Below are 19,197 nucleotides of genomic sequence, written 5' to 3'. Positions count from 1 at the left end.
GCGATCAATCACTCTCCCAGGGTAAAGCGGGCGACATTGTTTCTGCCGGCGCGTTGCTGCAGGTCGACGGGTTCGCCGCCCCACGTGAGCTCGACACCGGTGGCGTTGCCGACAGTCATGCGGAAGGGCGGCTCGCCCTCCACGGTGGCTTCGGTGCCCGGTGACTGCAGGCCGACGAAGACACGGGTGTTGGTGCTGTCGAAGATTTCCGTCCAGGACTGCTCGTTGAAGGTCAGCTTGAGGATACGCCGACTGGTCGTCGCCTCGCTGGCGCTCTGCTCGTCGGCAGCGCTGGCACTGTCAGTCTCGGCGTCTTGCTCGGAGGCGTCATCCGCGCTGGCCAGGTCCTGTGTGGCGTCGTCACTGTCGGAGCTTGCTGCGTCATTGGCGGCAGCTGCCTCGGTGGCGGCCACGGTGCTCGGAGTGGCGTCGGCACTGCTCTCGGCCACTTCGGCGCTGGCTTCTTCCGCCTGTTCGTCGACCAGCCCCATCTCGCTATCTTCCGAAGGCAGCGGCGGCAGGTTTTCGTCACTACTGGCACTGTCTTCGCTGACCGCAGCGTTGCCGTCGATGGTATCCACCGATACCGGGCCATTGTCGCTGACTTCCGGCGGTTGGCTGCCGCCACGGCTCTGCCACCACATCAGGGTCAGACCGATTAAGCCGGCGATGACGATCAGCGTCATCAGGCGGAACAGCCAGGCCCCAAGGCGCGAAGGGGGCTTGTTGATGTAGACCGGGGTCACCTTGCGTTCGACTTCTTCGTTGCCCATGCGCGTGCTGTACAGCGTCATCACACGGCCTACGTCGACGCCCAGCAGCTGGGCATAGCTGCGCAGATAGCCGCGTCGATAGGTAACGACCGGGACTTCGTCGTAATTGTCGTTCTCCAACCCTTCGATGACGGCGGGTCGGAGGTTCAGGGCTGCCCCGACTTCCTCTCGGGTCAGGCCCTGGCGCTCCCGCTCACGCAACAGCAGGGCGCCGGGTGAGTCATCTCCGGCAGACGGTTGAGACGAGAAAACCTCTGAGTCGGTGTACTGACTGTCGCTCATGGCTGAGCATCCTTCATCGTGAAAACAGTGGTCAAAGCGCGCGTGAAGGCTGGAGGGCTTCGCCCTGGACTGCCGGAGAACGATAGCCCTCGGCGTTCCCCAGGTCCGCGGCAAGCCGTCGGGCGGCGGAGTTCCATCCCGCCAGACTGACGAAGCGATCCAGCTGTGAACGGGCGCGCATAAGGTTGCCCTGTGCGTATTCCAGGTCGGCCAGAATCAGGTGGCTGGCAGCCAGCTGGTCATCGATCTGTTGTGACCGCTGTAGTGCTGCTCTTGCCTCCTCGATCTGGCCGAGATCCCACCGGCAGCGTCCCAGGTTGGCAAACAGCTGGGCCCGGTGAGCGTAGTGTATGTCGTGACTGGCTTGGTCGAGTTGATCGCAAGCCTCACGTGTTTGCCCCCGATCATACAGGAAGGCAGCGTAATTGTTGCGTGCCCGGGTAAAGTTGGGGTCCTTTTCAAGGGCATCTTGGAAAAACTGTGCGGCGAGGTGGGTCTCCCCCTGGCGCTGATGTGCCAGGGCAAGGGCCTGCAGGGTCACCGGATCCGCGGCGTCGAGCTGATAGGCCTTGTCCAGCGCCGCCAGGGCCCGAGGCAGGTTGTCCTGGCGCAGGTAGGCCTCTCCCAGGTCGCGATAGGCGGTGGCGGGAGTGTGTTCGGTATCAGTGACTGGTACGGCACATCCTGACAGGGAGGCGGCGGGTAGCACGATGGCCAGGCTCATGACGACAATGCGCAGGCAGTGGGGCAGGCGGTCTGCATGGCTCATCATGGCGTTATCGTTCTCCCGCTGCATGGCCCCGCCAGAGGGGTGTCGTCGACACCCTCTGGAGGGCTGGAAAAGGCCCGAATATCAAAGCGCCGTGCCTCAACGAAGTCAAGATGACGGGATCAGTCGGCGTCGATCTGGATCGACTGGATATAACGTTCGTGACGGCGTGTACGGTCCTTGACCCGGCCCACCAGCTGACCACAGGCAGCGTCAATGTCATCGCCGCGGGTCGAGCGAATCGGAGCGGTATGGCCCAGTTCATATAACCAGCGCTGGAAACGAACGACCTGATTGCGCGAGGGCTTCTCGTACCCGGAGTGCGGGAACGGATTGAACGGGATCAGGTTGATCTTGCAGGGCAGCTCCTTCAACAGCTCGGCCAGTTCCCGAGCGTGCTCCTGCTGATCGTTGATATCCTTGATGACCGTGTATTCGATGGTCACGTGACGCGTATCGTCGCACTTGGCCAGATAGCGGTGACAGGCATCCAGCAGGGTGCGGATGTTGTACTTGCGGTTAAGCGGTACCAGCTCGTTGCGCAGCTCATCGTTGGCGGCGTGCAGCGAGATGGCCAGGCTGACGTCGAGCTCATCGCCGAGACGATCGAGCATGGGCACCACGCCAGAGGTGGACAGGGTGACCCTGCGCTTCGACAGGCCATAGCCCTGATCGTCGAGCATCAGCTTCATCGCCGGCACGACGTTATCGTAATTCAGTAGCGGTTCGCCCATGCCCATCATCACCACATTGGTGACAGGGCGTTGGCTGCTGTCCTTGCGGGCGCCGTCGCTGTTGGCGGCTACCCAGACCTGACCGATGATCTCGGCGCTGGTCAGATTGCGCTGGAAGCCTTGCTTGCCGGTGGAGCAAAAGCTGCAGTCCAGTGAACAGCCGACCTGGGAAGAGACGCACAGGGTGCGACGCTTGCCGTTGTCAGCAGGAATCAAGACGGTCTCGACATAGCTGCCGTCTTCGACCTCGACCACCCACTTACGCGTTCCGTCATTGGAGGTGCCTTCGTAGACGACCTTGGGTCCGCGTATTTCTGCGGTTTCCTCGAGGCGAGCGCGCAGCGACTTGGACAGGTTGGTCATGTCGGCAAAGTTGCTGACACCTTCGTGGTGGATCCACTTCATTACCTGGGCGGCACGAAACTTCTTCTCACCAATGGAGAGAAAGAAGGCTTCCATGTCCTCTCGGGCCATGCCAAGGAGATTGGTGCGTTCGGGGGAGGCGGTGGTGGTCATGATCGGATCAGCGAGTCGGTGGGCAGAATATGAGGGAGCGGATGCCCGGGGCATCCGCTCGCCGGTGGGGCGTCGATAGTGACAGCCCCCGACGCCCTTAGCGCGGGCAGATCTCGTCAGCGCTGAAGAAGTAGGTCACTTCGCGCTCGGCAGACTCGGCAGAGTCAGAGCCGTGGACGGCGTTGGCGTCGATGGAAGAAGCGAAGTCGGCACGGATGGTGCCAGCGTCTGCTTCCTTCGGGTTGGTGGCACCCATCAGTTCACGGTTCTTCAGGATGGCGTTATCACCTTCCAGTACTTGAACCACGACCGGGCCAGAGGTCATGAAGGACACCAGGTCGCCGAAGAAGGGGCGTTCCTTGTGCTCGGCGTAGAAGCCTTCCGCCTGTTCCTGGGACAGGTGGATCATCTTGGCGGCAACGACCTTCAGGTCAGCCTTTTCAAAACGCGTGATGATCTCGCCGATGACATTCTTGGCGACGGCGTCGGGCTTGATGATAGACAGAGTGCGCTCTGTAGCCATGAAACTCTCCAGTGGTTGAGCCCAGGACATGGGCATGGTGCCAGGTAGATGGCGTCGCGCCGCCCCGGAGACCGGGGCGGCGCGACGCGGAAAACGAAGCGATGTGGCGCCTTGCGCCGAAGAGCGCCGATTATAGCGTTCTCATGGCGTCTTGAACACAGTGTTCGTCAGCGGGTACGCGAGCCCTTGGAGGGATCGGCCCGGCGGCTAGACAGTAAAGCTTTCGCCGCAGCCACACTGGTCCTTGACGTTCGGATTGTTGAAGCGGAAGAACCGGTTCAAGCCTTCGTTGACGTAGTCGACTTCGCTGCCGTCCAGCATCTCGAGAGCGTCGGGGGCGACGTAGACCCGTGCGTCATGCTCCTCGAACAGGGCGTCCTCGGCCTGGGCTTCGTCGGCGAAGTCCAGCACGTAGCTGTAGCCGGAACAGCCACTTGGCTTGACCGCTACCCGCAGTCCGAGGCCTTGGCCTCGCTCCTCCAGAACGCGCCGGATCTGGTTGGCTGCAGCAGGGGTGATCGTCAGGTGTGCCATCTGTTTACTCCTGGGTCGGGCGCCGCCTGAAGAGGCAGCAGCCTGCGTGGTCTTGATGACCATGCCGCGAACTCGCGTGGCGGCGGTCAGGTCATGGCGCGCTGGCGCAGAGCAATCAGCGCAGTGCGCAGTGCCTGGCCAGCGCGGTCGATGTCGTCGTTACTGGTGAAGCGTCCAATGCTCAGGCGCAGGGAAGACAGCGCCAGGCGTCTCGGCACGCCGATCCCTTTCAGCACATAGGAGGGCTCGACGCTGGCCGAATTACAGGCGGAGCCCGTGGACAAGGCGATGTCACGCAGCGCCATCAACAGGGACTCGCCATCGACGCCGTCGAAACCGAGGTTGAGAATATTGGGGACGGCCGTTTCCAGCTGGGTGTTCAGATGAACCCCATCCAGGTCGTCGATCCCTGCCAGCAGTCGGTCACGAAGCGTGGTGATACGCGCTTGGTCGCTGTCACCTTGTGCTGCTGCCAGGGCGAAGGCTTCACCCATACCGGCAATCTGGTGGGTCGCCAGGGTGCCTGAGCGCATGCCTCTTTCGTGGCCGCCGCCGTGAATCAGCGCTTCCACCTTGAGATCTGGGCTGCGGCGCACGTAGAGGGCGCCAATCCCCTTGGGGCCGTAGGCCTTGTGGGCAGACAGAGACATCATGTCCACGGCGCTGGCAGTCACGTCCAGATCGATGCGTCCGACGGCCTGGGCGGCATCGACGTGCAGCATGGCGCCGTGTGCGTGGGCCACCTCGGCGAGCGCCGCAACGTCATTGATGCTGCCCAGCTCGTTGTTGACCGCCATCAGTGACACCAGCACGGTATCTGGACGCATGGCATCGGCCAGTTGTTCCGGGGTGATGCGGCCATCGGGGGTTGGCGTCAGCCAGGTCACGTCGAAGCCTTCACGCTCCGCCGCCTTGGCGGTGTCGATGACCGCCTTGTGCTCGATGATCGAGGTCACCAGGTGGCGGCCCTTGTCGCGATTGGCCCGCAGATAGCCGGTAATGGCCAGGTTGTCGGCCTCGGTGGCGCCGCTGGTCCAGACGATCTCGCGAGGGTCGGCCTTGATCAGGTCAGCGACCTGGCGGCGGGCGTTCTCCACGGCCTGCTCGGCCAGCCAGCCGGGCATGTGGCTGCGCGACGCGGGGTTGGCGTAGGTGCCTTCGAGCGTCAGGTGCCGACTCATGACCTCGGCGACACGGGGGTCGACGGGGGTGGTGGCGGCGTAATCAAGGTAGACGGGAGCAGTCATGGGCAATGTCATCGTTGGCGAGCGTCGAGGGCGACAGTCTAGTTTAGGGGGCTGACGTCACAATGCTGTCGCTGTGCTGGCGGCGGCGTTGGCGACCGGCGATTTCTGCCACTTCCTGGCGTTGGGCCAGTTCCCCGAGCGTCACGCCGTCGAGAAACGTCTGGATCTGCTCGGACAGTTCGAACCACAGGTGATGGGTCAGGCACGTATCGCCCTTCTGGCAATCCGACAGGCCGCCACAGCGAGTGGTGTCCACGGACTCTTTGACCGCGTCGATCACTCGGGCCACCGTAATCGCCTCAGCTGGCGCTGCCAGCAGGTAACCGCCCCCCGGGCCACGCACACTCTCCACCAGCCCGGCGCGCCGCAGTCGCGCGAAGAGCTGCTCAAGGTAGGACAGTGATATTTGTTGACGCTGGGCGATGTCGGCGAGGCAAATGGGGCCTCGTTCGGCATTGACGGCCATGTCGAGCATGGCGGTGACGGCGTAGCGTCCCTTGGTGGTCAGGCGCATGGGGTGGACCCTCGATGCCAAGTGGTGCCGGCAATCTTGACGTTATGGCGCCACCACTGAGGGTGACGCCACTGGCAATCCGTCATTATGAGAAAGACCGACCATCACGGTCAACTATTTGGCGCGTGCTGCGCTTGCGTGTCCGGGCCAGTGTGCCAACGCTCGAACGTTTGGCTGTTGCGGTACATCAACCTTCCTGCCGGTGGCGGGAGCTCTCACGGTGAGCGCTGGCGTCATCGGGGGCGGTCGTCGACAGCTGACTGTCAGCAGAGTGTTCATCGGAGTCTGGGCTGCCGGAATCGTCTGCAGCGGTATCGCGCGGGGGAGTGGCATTGTGGCGGCTGCCGACCACCGGCTCGCAGGCCTTGTCGACGTCCTCCAGAATCCCGGCGAAGTCCTCGTCCTTGATGCCAGGCATCTGCCCAGCACGATAGCTGTGGTCGAGGCGACGTAGCGTCTGGCACATGTTGCCGATACGCTCATCCACCGCGTGCATGTGGTCGAGCATGGCTTGCATCGACTTGGCCACGGGGTCCGGCATGTCCTGGCTCATGCCGTAGGCATCAAAGCCAAACTTCTGGCACATCGCCTCGCGCCGAGCGGGGTCGACCTCCAGTGCAGGGTCGCTGTCCGGGTCGGCACGCTGAACGATCTTGCCGGGGATACCGACCACCGTGGCCCCTGCGGGGACGGCCTTGGTCACGACCGCGTTGGAGCCCACCTTGGCACCGGCCCCGACGGTGAAGGGTCCGAGAATCTTGGCCCCCGCCCCGACGATGACGCCATCCTCCAGCGTCGGGTGGCGCTTACCCTTGTTCCAGCTGGTGCCTCCCAGGGTGACCCCCTGATACAGCGTGACATCATCGCCCACCACCGTGGTTTCGCCGATCACCACGCCCATGCCATGGTCGATGAAAAAGCGACGACCGATGGTGGCACCGGGATGAATCTCGATGCCTGTGAACCAGCGTCCTAGCGTCGACAGCGTACGCGCGATCCACTTCAGGTTGCGCTTCCATAGTGCGTGGGAGATACGGTGGAGCAGCAGCGCATGAAGTCCAGGGTAGTTGGTCAGGACCTCAAGAAAGTTGCGCGCCGCCGGATCCCTGGCAAATACGCTGTTGATATCTTCGCGTAGGCGTTGAAACATGCGGCGGTCCTTGGTCGGCTAAGAAGGTCATAGTGGGGACAGACGTGACGCCATTCAAGCCCAGGCAACGCAGCTGGGTGCCAGGCTGTGGCAGAGGCGTACCCGGGGTTAACGGGAGGGCGTCTGGTGATCCTCTGGTCCGGCCTCTTGGGTGTCCTGGTCAGTGCTGGCGTCCGCTACCATGTCTGCATGACGTGCAGCCGTTTCAGTCGTCGCTCTGTCTGCCTCACTCATCGTCATTCTACCGCCTAGCGCCGGCGCTCCTGCGGCTTTCTCGGTGGCACTAAGAATGCCCCGCAGGATATTGAGCTCCATACGCTCTGGCCGCGAACGCAGGGTGACGCGACGCAGTCGAGCCATCAGCTGTCTTGGCTTGGCTGGATCGTGGAAGCCGATGGCAATCAGGGTGCGCTCGAGGTGCGCGAAGTAGTGCTCCAGCTCGTCGTGGGTGGCGAGGGGCTGAAGGTCCTCGTCGGGCTGTGCGGGGGTAGCGTCCTGGGCCAGCCAGCTGAGCCGGCACTCGTAGGCCAGTACCTGAACGGCCGCCGCAAGGTTGAGCGAGCTGAAATCGGGATTGGTCGGGATATGCACGTGGGCATGGCAACGCTGTAGCTCAGCATTGGACAGGCCGCTGTCCTCACGGCCGAACACCAGTGCCACGCGGGCGTCGCCGCTGGCGAGCTCTGTCGGCAGGCGCTCGCCAAGCTCCCGAGGCGTGATCATCGGCCAGGGCAAGGTGCGTGAACGAGCGCTGGCGCCAACCACCAGGCTGCAATCTGCCACCGCCTGTTCGATGGTATCGACCACCTGGGCCTGTTGGATCAGACGGTCAGCGCCGGATGCCCGAGACACACTGTCGGCGGTGATGACCTCGCAGCGAGGTGCTACCAAGGCCAGATCGGCCAGCCCCATGTTGTGCATGGCGCGGGCGGTAGCGCCAATATTGCCGGGATGGCTGGTGCCGATGAGAACGATGCGAATACGCTCGAGCATGAAAGATCCTGTTGCGACGCGGCGAGTGGGTTCGAGAGTGGGCGGGTGCGGTGTACTGGTCGAGCAAGCCATCGAGGGTGCACGTTGACGCTGCCGACGTGCCGCTGGAGACCAGCCGGTCGACCAGTTTAGCATGCTAGACACGGCAAAGTCCGTGGCATTCATGCGTGCCTTCTGCTAGGATTCGCGCCGAGTTCGTTCCCTTCGTCGACTCCGTTCTTTAACACCACCGACTCCCAAGGCCTGATCATGCATCCGATGGTCCAGTACGCCCTGCGCGCTGCCCGCAGCGCCGGCGAACAGTTTTTGCGCATTCGCGAACGTATCGAGAATGCCCACGAAGAGCACAACCTCGATCGCTTGCTCGAGGACACGGCACGCAACGCCGAATCCCTGATCACCCGTCAGCTGACCCGCGGCTACCCGCAGCACGGCGTGGTGGGTCGCTACACTCCGCATCGCGCGGGTGAGGGCGAAGGCGCTGATGTACTGTGGCGCATCGAGCCTTTCCACGGGTATTCCAACCTGAGCGTCGCTTCTCCCGAGTTTGCGCTGTCCGTGGTCTGCCTGATCAAGGGCCGAGCGGAGCATGCGGTGGTGATCTGTCCGTTCAGCGATGATGAGTACCTGGCAAGCCGTGGGCGTGGCGCCCAGCTGAACGGCAAGCGCCTGCGTGTCTCCAAGATCAAGGGAGCCGGTGGCGCACGTCTGTCCCTGAGTCTTCCGGACACCTACCTGCGGTCGCGTTTCCTGCCGACCTACCTGACTCTGGTACAGCAGCTTGGCCCGCAGGCTGAGCAGCTTCAGTCCAGCGCCTGTGGCCTTCTGGACATGGCCCGGCTGGCGGCCGGTCGCGCCGACGCAGCCTTTGTGCTTGGCGTTGAAGAGCAGGATCTCGATATCGGCTCGCTGTTGCTCAAGGAGTCTGGTGCGCTGATCGGAACCCCTGACGGTAAGCCTTCGGTAGCGGTGGAAGGCGCACTGATGGCCGCCAATCCTCGCCTGTTCAAGGCGCTGATCAAGCAGCTGGCCCCCCATGTGCAGACGGCGCCGAGCTTGGAAGATCAAGACTGAGTCGTCTGGACGGCAGTAAGAGTCAGCGCCAATGGCGTTTGACGTCTCTGCCTCAGGGCCTGTAACGCAATGCCCCCGCAGCCGTGCTGCGGGGGCATTGTCGTTATAGGGCGGGTTGCCGATATGTCAGTGACGTGAAGCCGATAAGGCGAAGATCACCGGGGGTGACGAACCCGCCGCGGAGGGTCAGCGCGCCAGGGCGGTCATCACTTCCTCGACTTGCAGGCGAGTGCTGGCCAGGCCTTGGCCGGCGAGGTACCAAAGGCGCGGTGAGCCCACTGCCAGAGGCGTGTCAGCGCCGATGTCCTGCTGCAGCGTGGCGAGGTCGAGACCCGCTTGCCCAATGGCGGCGCTGCGATCCACGATCCATACCAGGTCGGCGCCAGTGGCCTGTATCTGGGCCGGTGTCATGGGCAGAAAGGTGCGCTCACCGCGAGTGACCGGGGTGACATCGTCTGGCAGGCTGGGGGCAGCAAGTCCCATGAGGTCGTGCACGATGGCATTGTTCTGCGCTGAGAAGTGGCCGTCATTATGGGTCACTACCAGCACGCTGGGGGAGTCGTCGATAGTGGCCAGGCGCTGATCCAGGAAGTGGCGCAGATCCTCCAGCGCCTGGTCGCCCTCATCACGGATATGAAAGCGTTCCGCCAGCTGGTCGACGCGAGTTTCCAGCTGGTCCCAGGTGGTGTCGCCGGCATTGGCCGAGCTGTAGACCGGAGCGATTTCCTCAAGGGCATCGCGCTGTGCTTCCAGGCGGCCGCTGATCAGAATCTCGTCCGGCTCAATGGCGCCAAGGGCTGCCATGTCGGCCTCCTTGAGGGTCCCGACGTCGGCATATTCCTCACTGGCAAAGGCAGACAGGTGTTCAGGCAGGGTCGACTGTGCGACACCGGCGATGTGCTCGTCCTGGTCGAGGTTGTCGAGAATATCGAGAGTAGCGTAGTCCAGCGCGGCGACCCGTTCCGGGGCGTCGTGCGCCCAGGCTTGGGCAGTCACGCTGAGCAGGGCGGCGATGGCGAGGGGCTTGTACATGAGATCTCCATTGATAATCATTTTCAATGGAGATGTTATCGCAAATAGTGCCCGAAGTGGGGTGGCATCGATGGCACGGCATGTTGCGCAACGATGAACACCCCTGGTGGCATCAGGAGGGGTTGGGGTCGACCTGCCGGTGTCTCTCAGAGTCCGCCTGACGTCGTTGGGTCCAGCGCTGCTTGGCGTACTTGCGCATGTTGGTGACATCATCGGTTTCATCGACGATGTCCTGTCCAAGCACTGTCTCCAGCACGTCTTCCATGGTGATCAGTCCCACCCAGGTACCATGGTCATCGTAGACCACCGCCAGGTGCTGGCGGTCTTTCAGCATCATCGTGAAGACGGTTTCGACACTGTCATCTGCCTGTACCGAAGGGGCATCCTGCATGATGTCCTTCATGCTGTGGTCTTCGTCTGCGCGGTAGGCGTCAGCCTTGTGCACATAGCCGATGGCCTGTTCGCCGCCATCCATCACCGGGAAGCGAGTGAAGGGAGAGCGCACCAGCTCTTCCTCGAACTCCGCCACAGTAAGCCCTGGACGAACCGTCACGCACACGGTGCGTGGCGTCATGACCTTGCTGACCGCAATTTCGTGCAGGTTAAGGATATTGGTGATGGTGCGGGTTTCATCCGGATCCAGGGCCTTTTCATCCAGGCCGATGCGGGCCAGCGCCTTGATTTCACCGCGCATATCGGTATCGGCAGCGTTGCCGCCAATGCGTTGGGTAATCTGCTCGGATAGCCAGATGAAGGGCTTCAGCACCAGGATCATGGTGTTGAGGATAGGAGGCAGCCAGGGGGACAGCTGGCGCCAGTAGTTGGCGCCAATCGTCTTCGGAATAATTTCCGAGAGAATCAGGATGGCCAGCGTCATCAGGGCCGAGGCGATACCCAGCCAGGCTTCACCGAAGACCACGGTCACCTGAGCGCCTACACCGGTGGCGCCAACGGTGTGAGCGATGGTGTTGAGGGTCAGGATGGCAGCCAAGGGGCGGTCAATGTCGCGCTTCAGGGCATTCAGCTTCAGGTGCAGCCGCTCATTGGTTTCCTGCACCCGTGCAATGTAGCTCGGTGTCAGTGACAGCAGTGCTGCCTCCAGCACGGAGCACAGGAAGGACGCACCAATGGAGAGTACGGCAAAGGCGATCAGCAGGAACATGCGGCCTCATCAAGGCGAAAGGGTAGGGGCTAAGCATGAAAGGTGGTCGTCTGCAGGGCAAGCGATACCGCATATTTTCATGTTTCCTGACGTATCGCAGCCCTGTAGGGGAGCTGTTGCGGAAACACCGCAGACATGAAAAAGCCCCGCCGTGAAACACGGCGGGGCCAGCCAGAACTGCGTGAAAGAGCTGCCTGGCAGGGTTGCCTGATAGAGGCTGCCAGGAAGCCACAGTCAGGGCAGCTGCTCTTCCTCGGCGTCTTCTTTCTTCTCGGGGATCAGATCGCGACGCTGGAGCTTCAGCTTGAGCAACAGTGCTGCTGCCACGTAGATCGATGAGAAGGTACCGACACCGATGCCGATCAGCAGGGCAACGGAGAAGTTGTGGATCATGTCGCCGCCCAGCCAGGCCAGGGCGATCAGCACCAGCAGGGTCGTGCCGGACGTGGCCAGGGTGCGCGCCAGGGTCTGGTTGATGGCTTCGTTGAAGATCGCCGGCATGTCGTCGATCCGCGATTTGCGAATGTTTTCGCGAATGCGGTCGTAGACCACGATGGTGTCGTTCAGCGAGTAGCCGATGACGGCCAGCACGGCGGCCAGTACGGTCAGGTCAAATTCCAGCTGGAACAGCGAGAAGGCGCCAATCACGATGATGACATCGTGGACCAGGGCCAGCAGCGCGCCGATCGCAAACTTGTACTGGAAGCGAAAGGCCACGTAGAGCATGACCACGCCAAGAGCGACGAGCATGCCAAGGCCGCTCTGGTCACGCAGCTGGTCGCCCACCTGGGCGCCGACAAATTCCGCGCGCACCAGATCCACCTGGGTACCGCCCTGGGCGAGCAGGCCAACGACCTGCTCACCCACATTGGCTTCAAAGGTCTGCTGCAGACGGATCAGCACTTCATTGGCGGCGCCGAAGGTCTGCACCGAGACGTCGTTGAAACCAGCGCCTTCCAGCGCTGCGCGCACGCTGTCCAGGGCCGGGGCGCTGGCATAGCGGACTTCGACCAGGGTGCCGCCGGTAAAGTCGAGGCCCAGGGCAAGGCCCTGAACCACCAGTGATACCAGTGACACCAGGATCAGGATCGCCGACAGGCTGAAGGCGATCTTGCGCTGACCCATGAAGTCGAGTTGGAGGTTGGTGAGGCTATTCATACCCTCTCCCCGTTGTGTGCGAGTGGACATGGGCTTAGATCCATAGCTTCTTCACCGCCTTGCCGCCGTAGATCAGGTTGACCATGGCGCGGGTGACCAGCAGTGCGGTGAACATCGAGGTCAGGATGCCGAGTGACAGGGTCACGGCAAAGCCCTTGACCGGCCCGGTGCCAATGGAGAACAGGATCAGTGCCACTAGCAGCGTCGTGATGTTGGCGTCGACGATGGAGCTGAACGCGCGCTCGTAGCCGGCGTGGATGGCTTGCTGGACCGACAGTCCGTTACGCAGTTCCTCGCGAATACGTTCGAAGATCAGCACGTTGGCATCGACGGCCATACCCAGGGTCAACACGATACCGGCGATACCCGGTAGCGTCAGAGTGGCGCCGAGCATCGACATGGCGGCCACCAGCATGGTCAAGTTGAGCGCCAGGGCGACGTTGGCAATGATGCCGAACACCTTGTAGCGAATCAGCATGAACAGCACGACCAGCAACAGGCCGATCTGGACCGACAGCATGCCGCGTTCGATGTTGTCGGCGCCGAGGCTCGGCCCGATGGTGCGTTCCTGGGCGAAGTAGATCGGCGCGGCCAGCGAGCCGGAGCGCAGCAGCAGGGCCAGTTCCCCGGCTTCCGTGGGGCTGTCCAGCCCGGTGATGCGGAAGCTGTTGCCCAGGGCGCTCTGGATGGTGGCCAGGCTGATGATACCGCGCTCGGTGTACGGGTCGCGGACAGTGACCCGCTCGCCATCTTCCATCACCGTGCGGTCGCGGGTCTTGTGCTCGATGAACACCACCGCCATGTTGCGCCCGATATTGGTGCGAGTGGCGCGGTTCATCAGTGTGCCGCCGGTGCCGTCCAGGTTGATATTGACCTGGGGGCGACCGTTTTCATCAAAACCACGGCTGGCGCTGGAGACGCTGTCGCCGGTGATGATGACGTCACGCATCAGGTCTGCACTGCGGGCCGGTTCGTTGCGGAAGGGCAGTGCCTCGGTTTCGTTGGAGGGGGTGTCGGTACGTGCCTCCAGACGGAACTCGAGGTTGGCGGTGGCGCCGACGATGCGCTTGGCCGCGGCGGTATCCTGGACGCCAGGCAGCTCAACCACGATGCGATCCGGGCCCTGGCGCTGGACCAGGGGCTCCGCCACGCCCAGCTCATTGACGCGGTTGCGTAGCGTGGTCAGGTTCTGATTGATCGCATAGTCCTGGATTTCATCGACGGCGGCATCGGTCAGGGTCATGGCCAGGGCGGCGCCGCGCTCGCGATCGACATCCTGATACTGCAGGTTGGGGAATTCCTGACGAATGAGGGTCTCGGCAGCATCGCGGTCTTCGGCGTTCATGAAGTCCAGCGAAATGGTGCGACCGTCGATCTCGGTATTGCGATAGCGAATGCGCTCGTCACGCAGGGTTTCGCGCATCGCGCTGGCATTCACTTCCAGCCGCTGGCTGACCGCGGCATCCATGTCGACTTCGAGCAGGAAGTGCACGCCGCCTCGCAGGTCGAGGCCCAGAGTCATCGGGGAGGCTGCCAGCGAGGCGAGCCAATCCGGGGTGGACTCTGCCAGGTTCAGGGCGACCACAAAATCTTCGCCGAGCTCTTGGCTGATCAGGTCGCGGGCGGGAATCTGGTCTTCGGCATCACGCAGGCGAATCAGCAGGCTGTTGGGCTCCTGCTCGACCTGCTTGATCTCGATATCGGCGTCGGCAAGCGCCTGCTCCAGGCTTCGCTGCTGAGACTCGGAAAGACTCAGGTCGCCGCGATCACTGCTGATCTGTACCGCGGGATCTTCAGGAAACAGATTGGGAAGGGAGTAGACCAGGCCGACGAGAAGCACCACTAGAATCAGCAGGTACTTCCACAAAGGGTAACGATTGAGCATCGGGGCTCTGCCCTCAGGTTGCTGACAAATGAGGGAACATCGCAGGATCAAACAAGATGGGACTGCAAGGTTCCGAGGCGACGGGTGCGGCTGCCTCGCCAACGCGCGACAGCCGACCGATCGGCTCGCCCCGCGTCAGCATGGGGCATCCCCACCGACCGGATGGGATCCGGGGTGGGGACGAGCACCAATCAGATGGACTTGAGCGTGCCCTTGGGCAGCACGGCGGCCACGGCATTCTTCTGAACGCTGACCTCGGTGCCTTCGCTGATTTCCATGGCCAGGAATTCGCTGTCTTCGCTGACCCGGGTGATGCGGCCCATCAGGCCGCCGCCGATGACGATCTCGTCACCCTTGGAGAGGCCGCCGATCAGCTGCTTGTGCTGCTTTGCCCGCTTGGCCTGGGGACGCCACAGCAGGAAGTAGAAGATCAGCACGAAGCCGACCAGCATCACAATCTGGGCGATGCCGCCACCGGCAGCGGCGCCGGCATCCTGGGCCTGGGCCGGGGAGATGAAGAAGTCCAACATGTACGACGGTCTCCGTAAGTCGTGGGAAAAGCAGGAGCAAGCGGCCGGCAACTGCCGACCGATGTATCAATTCGGGGCGGGGGGAACCGGCAGGCCACGCCTGGCGTAGAACCCTTCCACGAAGTCAGCCAATGTACCCGCTTCGATAGCACCGCGCAAACCAGCCATGAGGCGCTGATAGTGACGCAGATTATGGATGGTGTTGAGCATCGAACCGAGCATCTCTCCACAACGGTCCAGGTGATGCAGGTAGGCCCGTGAGAAGTTCTGGCAGGTGTAGCAGTCGCAGTCGTCTTCCAGCGGACGAGTGTCATGGCGATGCTTGGCGTTGCGGATCTTCACCGTGCCTTCGCTGGTGAACAGGTGACCATTGCGCGCATTGCGGGTTGGCATCACGCAGTCGAACATGTCGACCCCGCGGCGAACGCCTTCGACAAGGTCTTCGGGCTTGCCGACGCCCATCAGATAGCGCGGCTTGTCTGCCGGCATCCAGTCGGGCAGATAATCGAGGACCTCGATCATCTCTTCCTTGGGCTCACCCACTGACAGGCCGCCGATGGCATAGCCGTCGAAACCAATGTCGTTGAGGCCTTTCAGTGACGCCTCGCGCAGGTCCGGGTACATGCCGCCCTGGATGATGCCGAACAGCGCCGACGGTGACTCGCCGTGAGCATCCTTGGAGCGCTGGGCCCAGCGCAGCGACATCTCCATGGAGGCCTTGGCTTCGGCATGGGTGGCCGGGTAGGGCGTGCACTCATCGAAGATCATCACGATGTCAGAGCCTAGCGAGCGCTGCACTGCCATCGACTCTTCCGGTCCCATGAAGACCTTGGCACCGTCTACCGGCGAGCGAAAGTGCACGCCTTGCTCGGTGATCTTGCGCATTTCTCCCAGGGAGAAGACCTGAAAGCCGCCGGAGTCCGTCAGGATCGGCTTGTCCCACTGGGCAAAGTCATGCAGGTCGCCGTGGGCTTCGATGACCTCGGTACCCGGGCGCAGCCACAGGTGGAAGGTATTGCCAAGGATGATCTCGGCGCCGATCTCTTCCACCGAAGAGGGGGTCATGCCTTTGACCGTGCCATACGTGCCTACCGGCATGAAGGCCGGTGTCTCGATGGTGCCACGGGGAAAGGTGATGCGGCCTCGGCGTGCCCGGCCATCGCTGGCCAGGTGGTCGAAGTGCATGAAACATTGCTCTCGCATGGGTCTCTCCGTGCCCCTGTGGGGCGTAACGCGGTTCTGCCGTATCCGTTGTGCTGTATCAGTCTTGTGCTTTCAGTGCCGCGGGTGCCGGCGTCAGCAGCATGGCGTCGCCGTAGCTGAAGAAGGCGTAGCCTTGCTTGACCGCCTCTCGATAGGCCGCCATGACGGTATCGTAGCCAGCGAAGGAAGACACCAGCATCAGCAGGGTCGATTCAGGCAGGTGGAAGTTGGTAATCAGGGCATCGACGCAACGCCATTGATAACCCGGGTAGATGAAGATATCCGTGTCGCCTGACAGCGGCGCAATCTCGCCCGAGGCGCTGGCGGTTTCCAGGCAACGAACGCTGGTGGTGCCCACCGCCACCACCTTGTTGCCTCTTGCCTTGGCTGCGCGCACCTTGGCACAGGTCTCGTCACCGACGTCGATCCACTCGCTGTGCATGTGATGTTCGTGAATGTTGTCGACGCGCACCGGCTGGAAGGTGCCGGCACCGACGTGCAAGGTCACGTAGGCCGATTCGATGCCACGGCTTGCGAGACGCTCGAGCAGTGGCTCGTCGAAGTGCAGGCCTGCAGTCGGCGCCGCGACAGCGCCGTCGCGCCGTGCGTAGACGGTCTGATAACGCTCCCGGTCGGACAGCTCATCCTCGCGAGTGATGTAGGGTGGCAGCGGCATGTGTCCATGCTGCTCCAGCAGCGCGATCATCGGCGTATCACCGAGGAAGCGCAGCTCAAACAGAGCGTCGTGGCGTCCCTCTACCACGGCCCTGATGTCACCTTCGAAGATCAATTCCGTGCCCGGCTTCGGCGACTTGCTGGAGCGCAGGTGCACCAGCCCGCGATGGGCATCCAGCGGGCGTTCGAGCAGCATCTCGACCTTGCCGCCGCTGGCCTTGTGGCCGTGCAGCCGCGCGGGGATGACGCGGGTATCGTTGAACACCAGCAGGTCCCCTGGCTCGAGCAACTGCTCAAGGTCGGGGAAGCGACGATGGTCAAGCTGGCCACTGGCGCCATCGACGCAAAGCAGCCGACAGTCGCTGCGGATGTCGGAGGGGTAACGGGCGATCAGCTCCTCGGGGAGCTCGAAGTGAAAGTCAGCGCGCTGCATGGGGATTCACAAGATGGAGGTTCGCAAGTCGTCAGGCAGGAAGATCGAATGCCAAAGGCGCACAAGGATACCGTTTCCTGACCGCCACGTCAGGAAACGGTGATCATCTCTGTGTTACCAGAGCAGCAGGATCAAGCCGTAGGCCATCAGCGTCACCAGTACGGTGCTGATCAGGTTCAGTGCAAAACCGGCGCGAATCATTGACTGAATCTGCATGTGGCCGGTACCGAACACGATGGCATTGGGAGGCGTCGCCACAGGCATCATGAAGGCACAGCTGGCGGCGATGGCGGCCGGCACGGTGATCAGCATGACGGGAATGTCCAGCGACATGGCCAATGCGCCCAGAAGCGGCAGGAACGCCGCTGCGGTGGCGGTATTGGAGGTGACCTCGGTCAGGAAGATGATGACCAGTACGACGCCACCGATGATCGCCAGCGTAGGCAGGGCGCCGAGGATGGCAAGCTGGTTGGCGATCCACTCCGCAAGTCCTGACTTGCTGATGGCACCGGCCAGCGCCAGGCCGCCGCCGAACAGCAGCAGAATGCCCCAGGGGAGCTTCACCGCATCTTCCCATACCATCAGCGTTTCGCCGGGCTGGCGCTTGGACGGGATCAGGAACAGGGCCATGCCGGCGACGATGGCGATGGTGGTGTCCGACAGCCAGTCCGCACCCATGTCATTGAGCAGCGGGCGAACGATCCACAGCGCGGCAGCGGCCAGAAACAGCAGGCCCACCCGGCGCTCGGCCGAGCTCATGGGGCCCATGTCGGCGAGCTGATCACGAATCAGACTGTCGCTGTCTCCCTGGCCGATATTCAGCGCGAAGTCCTTGCGGGACAGCCACCACCAGGCCAGAGCCATCATCACCACACTGATCGGCACGCCGACCAGCATCCACTGTGCAAAGCCCAGATCGATGCCGCGGTCTTCTGCCAGATAGCCGGCCAGCAGGGCGTTGGGCGGCGTTCCGATGAGCGTTGCAACGCCACCGATGCTGGCGGAGTAGGCGATGCCCAGCAGCAGCGCAGTAGCAAAGCGCCGCAGTTCCTTGGGATCGGAATCTTCCATCAGGCTGAGCACCGAGATGCCGATCGGCAGCATCATGATGGCCGTAGCGGTATTGGAGACCCACATGCTGAGAAAGCCGGTGGCGATCATGAAGCCGGCAATCTGGCGGCGTGGCTCGCTGCCGACCACCTTGAGCACATGCAGGGCGATGCGCTTGTGCAGGTTCCAGGTCTGCATCGCGATGCCCAGCAGGAAGCCGCCCAAGAAGAGGTAGATGATCGGATTGGCATAGCTAGCCGCGATATCCTTGATGCCACCAATGCCCAGCGCCGGTGCCAGTACCAGCGGAATCAGTGATGTCACCGGAATGGGGATCGCCTCGGTCGACCACCAGCTGGCCATGAGCAATGCCATGCCGACACAGCCCCAGGCAGCGTGGGACATATCGCCCGGAGGCGGCAGAATCAACGTGAGCAGCAGAAGCAGCGGGCCCAGCACCAGGCCTATACGGCTGGCGACGGACGGATGGGGAACAGCATCGTTGCGGGTATCGGCCATGGCAGATTCCTTTCTCCTCAAATACGCTCGGCAGGACGCGACAGATGCTTCGCGAAGCGCTGCCTAGGGGGCTGATCAGGGGTACGGATCAGCAGCGCGGTCAAGCGGCGCCGGTTCTGTTGTTGATGGAGACTTACGCATTGTTAACCTGACGCAGGGCGGCGGCAGTCTACCAAGGTCGAAGCCGCCGGGGCGAGCCATCTTTGGCCAAGACGTCGCTGTTGGACAAGCTCAGGGCTTGTCCACTTAGGGCTTGTCCACTCAGGGCTTGTCCAAAAGCAAGGCGGCTTCGTTGCAGCCGTTCACGTGGATGGTCACCCTGGGCGAAGCCGTTGAGCCTGTACGCGTGCACCCACCACCCCTATGCGCGGCCCGGTGGACTTGCTGCCCAGCAGGCGGCACGGGCGAAAAAACAGGCCAGGACGCGCTGCAAGGGACCTG

General features: G+C 62.7%; 17 protein-coding genes and 1 pseudogene. 1 reads left to right on the top strand and 17 read right to left on the bottom strand.

Annotation, left to right across the window (positions count from 1 at the left end):
• Positions 1-8 precede the first annotated feature (8 nt).
• From KUV41_RS04025 to trmJ, 9 genes and pseudogenes are all read right to left on the bottom strand, one after another.
• Positions 9-1,055 (bottom strand): RodZ domain-containing protein, encoded by a 1,047-nt coding sequence (locus KUV41_RS04025; protein ID WP_222484423.1) that lies wholly within the window; start codon positions 1,053-1,055, stop codon positions 9-11.
• 31 nt (positions 1,056-1,086) lie between these two features.
• Positions 1,087-1,827, bottom strand: coding sequence for a tetratricopeptide repeat protein (locus tag KUV41_RS04020; RefSeq protein ID WP_224908534.1), 741 nt, complete (start codon positions 1,825-1,827; stop codon positions 1,087-1,089).
• 119 nt (positions 1,828-1,946) lie between these two features.
• Complete coding sequence (gene rlmN, locus KUV41_RS04015; RefSeq protein WP_222484421.1) at positions 1,947-3,074, bottom strand: 23S rRNA (adenine(2503)-C(2))-methyltransferase RlmN; 1,128 nt, start codon at positions 3,072-3,074, stop codon at positions 1,947-1,949.
• 97 nt (positions 3,075-3,171) lie between these two features.
• Positions 3,172-3,597, bottom strand: a complete 426-nt coding sequence (gene ndk / locus KUV41_RS04010) for a nucleoside-diphosphate kinase (RefSeq protein ID WP_206941573.1) — start codon at positions 3,595-3,597, stop codon at positions 3,172-3,174.
• A 207-nt stretch (positions 3,598-3,804) separates the two neighbouring features.
• A complete protein-coding gene (locus KUV41_RS04005) occupies positions 3,805-4,131 on the bottom strand; it encodes a HesB/IscA family protein (RefSeq protein WP_206941571.1) in 327 nt (108 codons plus the stop codon).
• Between the two features lie 86 nt (positions 4,132-4,217).
• Positions 4,218-5,378, bottom strand: a complete 1,161-nt coding sequence (locus KUV41_RS04000) for an aminotransferase class V-fold PLP-dependent enzyme (protein WP_222484414.1) — start codon at positions 5,376-5,378, stop codon at positions 4,218-4,220.
• A gap of 43 nt (positions 5,379-5,421) precedes the next feature.
• Entirely contained in the window at positions 5,422-5,892 is a 471-nt protein-coding gene (locus tag KUV41_RS03995) for a Fe-S cluster assembly transcription factor (RefSeq protein ID WP_206941566.1), read from the bottom strand.
• Between the two features lie 187 nt (positions 5,893-6,079).
• Positions 6,080-7,042: a serine O-acetyltransferase gene (gene cysE / locus KUV41_RS03990; protein WP_222484412.1), complete on the bottom strand. Its 963-nt coding sequence runs from the start codon at positions 7,040-7,042 to the stop codon at positions 6,080-6,082.
• A gap of 264 nt (positions 7,043-7,306) precedes the next feature.
• A pseudogene (gene trmJ, locus KUV41_RS03985) lies at positions 7,307-8,035 on the bottom strand (tRNA (cytosine(32)/uridine(32)-2'-O)-methyltransferase TrmJ); the annotation flags it as partial.
• 249 nt (positions 8,036-8,284) lie between these two features.
• Here trmJ and KUV41_RS03980 point away from each other — a divergent pair.
• Positions 8,285-9,109 carry an inositol monophosphatase family protein gene (locus KUV41_RS03980; RefSeq protein WP_206941561.1) on the top strand — a complete coding sequence of 275 codons (825 nt, stop codon included), beginning with the start codon at positions 8,285-8,287 and terminating at the stop codon, positions 9,107-9,109.
• A gap of 186 nt (positions 9,110-9,295) precedes the next feature.
• Here KUV41_RS03980 and KUV41_RS03975 read toward each other — a convergent pair whose 3' ends face one another.
• From KUV41_RS03975 to KUV41_RS03940, 8 genes are all read right to left on the bottom strand, one after another.
• Entirely contained in the window at positions 9,296-10,141 is an 846-nt protein-coding gene (locus tag KUV41_RS03975) for an ABC transporter substrate-binding protein (protein ID WP_222484409.1), read from the bottom strand.
• A gap of 112 nt (positions 10,142-10,253) precedes the next feature.
• Positions 10,254-11,303 carry a CNNM domain-containing protein gene (locus KUV41_RS03970; RefSeq protein ID WP_206941557.1) on the bottom strand — a complete coding sequence of 350 codons (1,050 nt, stop codon included), beginning with the start codon at positions 11,301-11,303 and terminating at the stop codon, positions 10,254-10,256.
• Between the two features lie 234 nt (positions 11,304-11,537).
• Positions 11,538-12,461: a protein translocase subunit SecF gene (gene secF / locus KUV41_RS03965; RefSeq protein WP_222484407.1), complete on the bottom strand. Its 924-nt coding sequence runs from the start codon at positions 12,459-12,461 to the stop codon at positions 11,538-11,540.
• A 34-nt stretch (positions 12,462-12,495) separates the two neighbouring features.
• Positions 12,496-14,346 carry a protein translocase subunit SecD gene (gene secD, locus KUV41_RS03960; protein WP_206941547.1) on the bottom strand — a complete coding sequence of 617 codons (1,851 nt, stop codon included), beginning with the start codon at positions 14,344-14,346 and terminating at the stop codon, positions 12,496-12,498.
• A 191-nt stretch (positions 14,347-14,537) separates the two neighbouring features.
• Positions 14,538-14,876, bottom strand: coding sequence for a preprotein translocase subunit YajC (yajC, locus tag KUV41_RS03955; RefSeq protein WP_206941545.1), 339 nt, complete (start codon positions 14,874-14,876; stop codon positions 14,538-14,540).
• A 66-nt stretch (positions 14,877-14,942) separates the two neighbouring features.
• Positions 14,943-16,079, bottom strand: a complete 1,137-nt coding sequence (gene tgt / locus KUV41_RS03950; RefSeq protein WP_374107023.1) for a tRNA guanosine(34) transglycosylase Tgt — start codon at positions 16,077-16,079, stop codon at positions 14,943-14,945.
• 58 nt (positions 16,080-16,137) lie between these two features.
• Positions 16,138-17,187 (bottom strand): tRNA preQ1(34) S-adenosylmethionine ribosyltransferase-isomerase QueA, encoded by a 1,050-nt coding sequence (queA, locus tag KUV41_RS03945; RefSeq protein WP_222484405.1) that lies wholly within the window; start codon positions 17,185-17,187, stop codon positions 16,138-16,140.
• Between the two features lie 114 nt (positions 17,188-17,301).
• Positions 17,302-18,756, bottom strand: coding sequence for an SLC13 family permease (locus KUV41_RS03940; protein ID WP_222484404.1), 1,455 nt, complete (start codon positions 18,754-18,756; stop codon positions 17,302-17,304).
• Positions 18,757-19,197: the final 441 nt, after the last annotated feature.

It is taken from the genome of Halomonas sp. DP8Y7-1, assembly GCF_019801685.1.
GTDB lineage: Bacteria > Pseudomonadota > Gammaproteobacteria > Pseudomonadales > Halomonadaceae > Halomonas > Halomonas litopenaei_A.
Note: the sequence above shows the minus strand (reverse complement) of the source record. Positions and strands in the feature narration are given on the sequence as shown.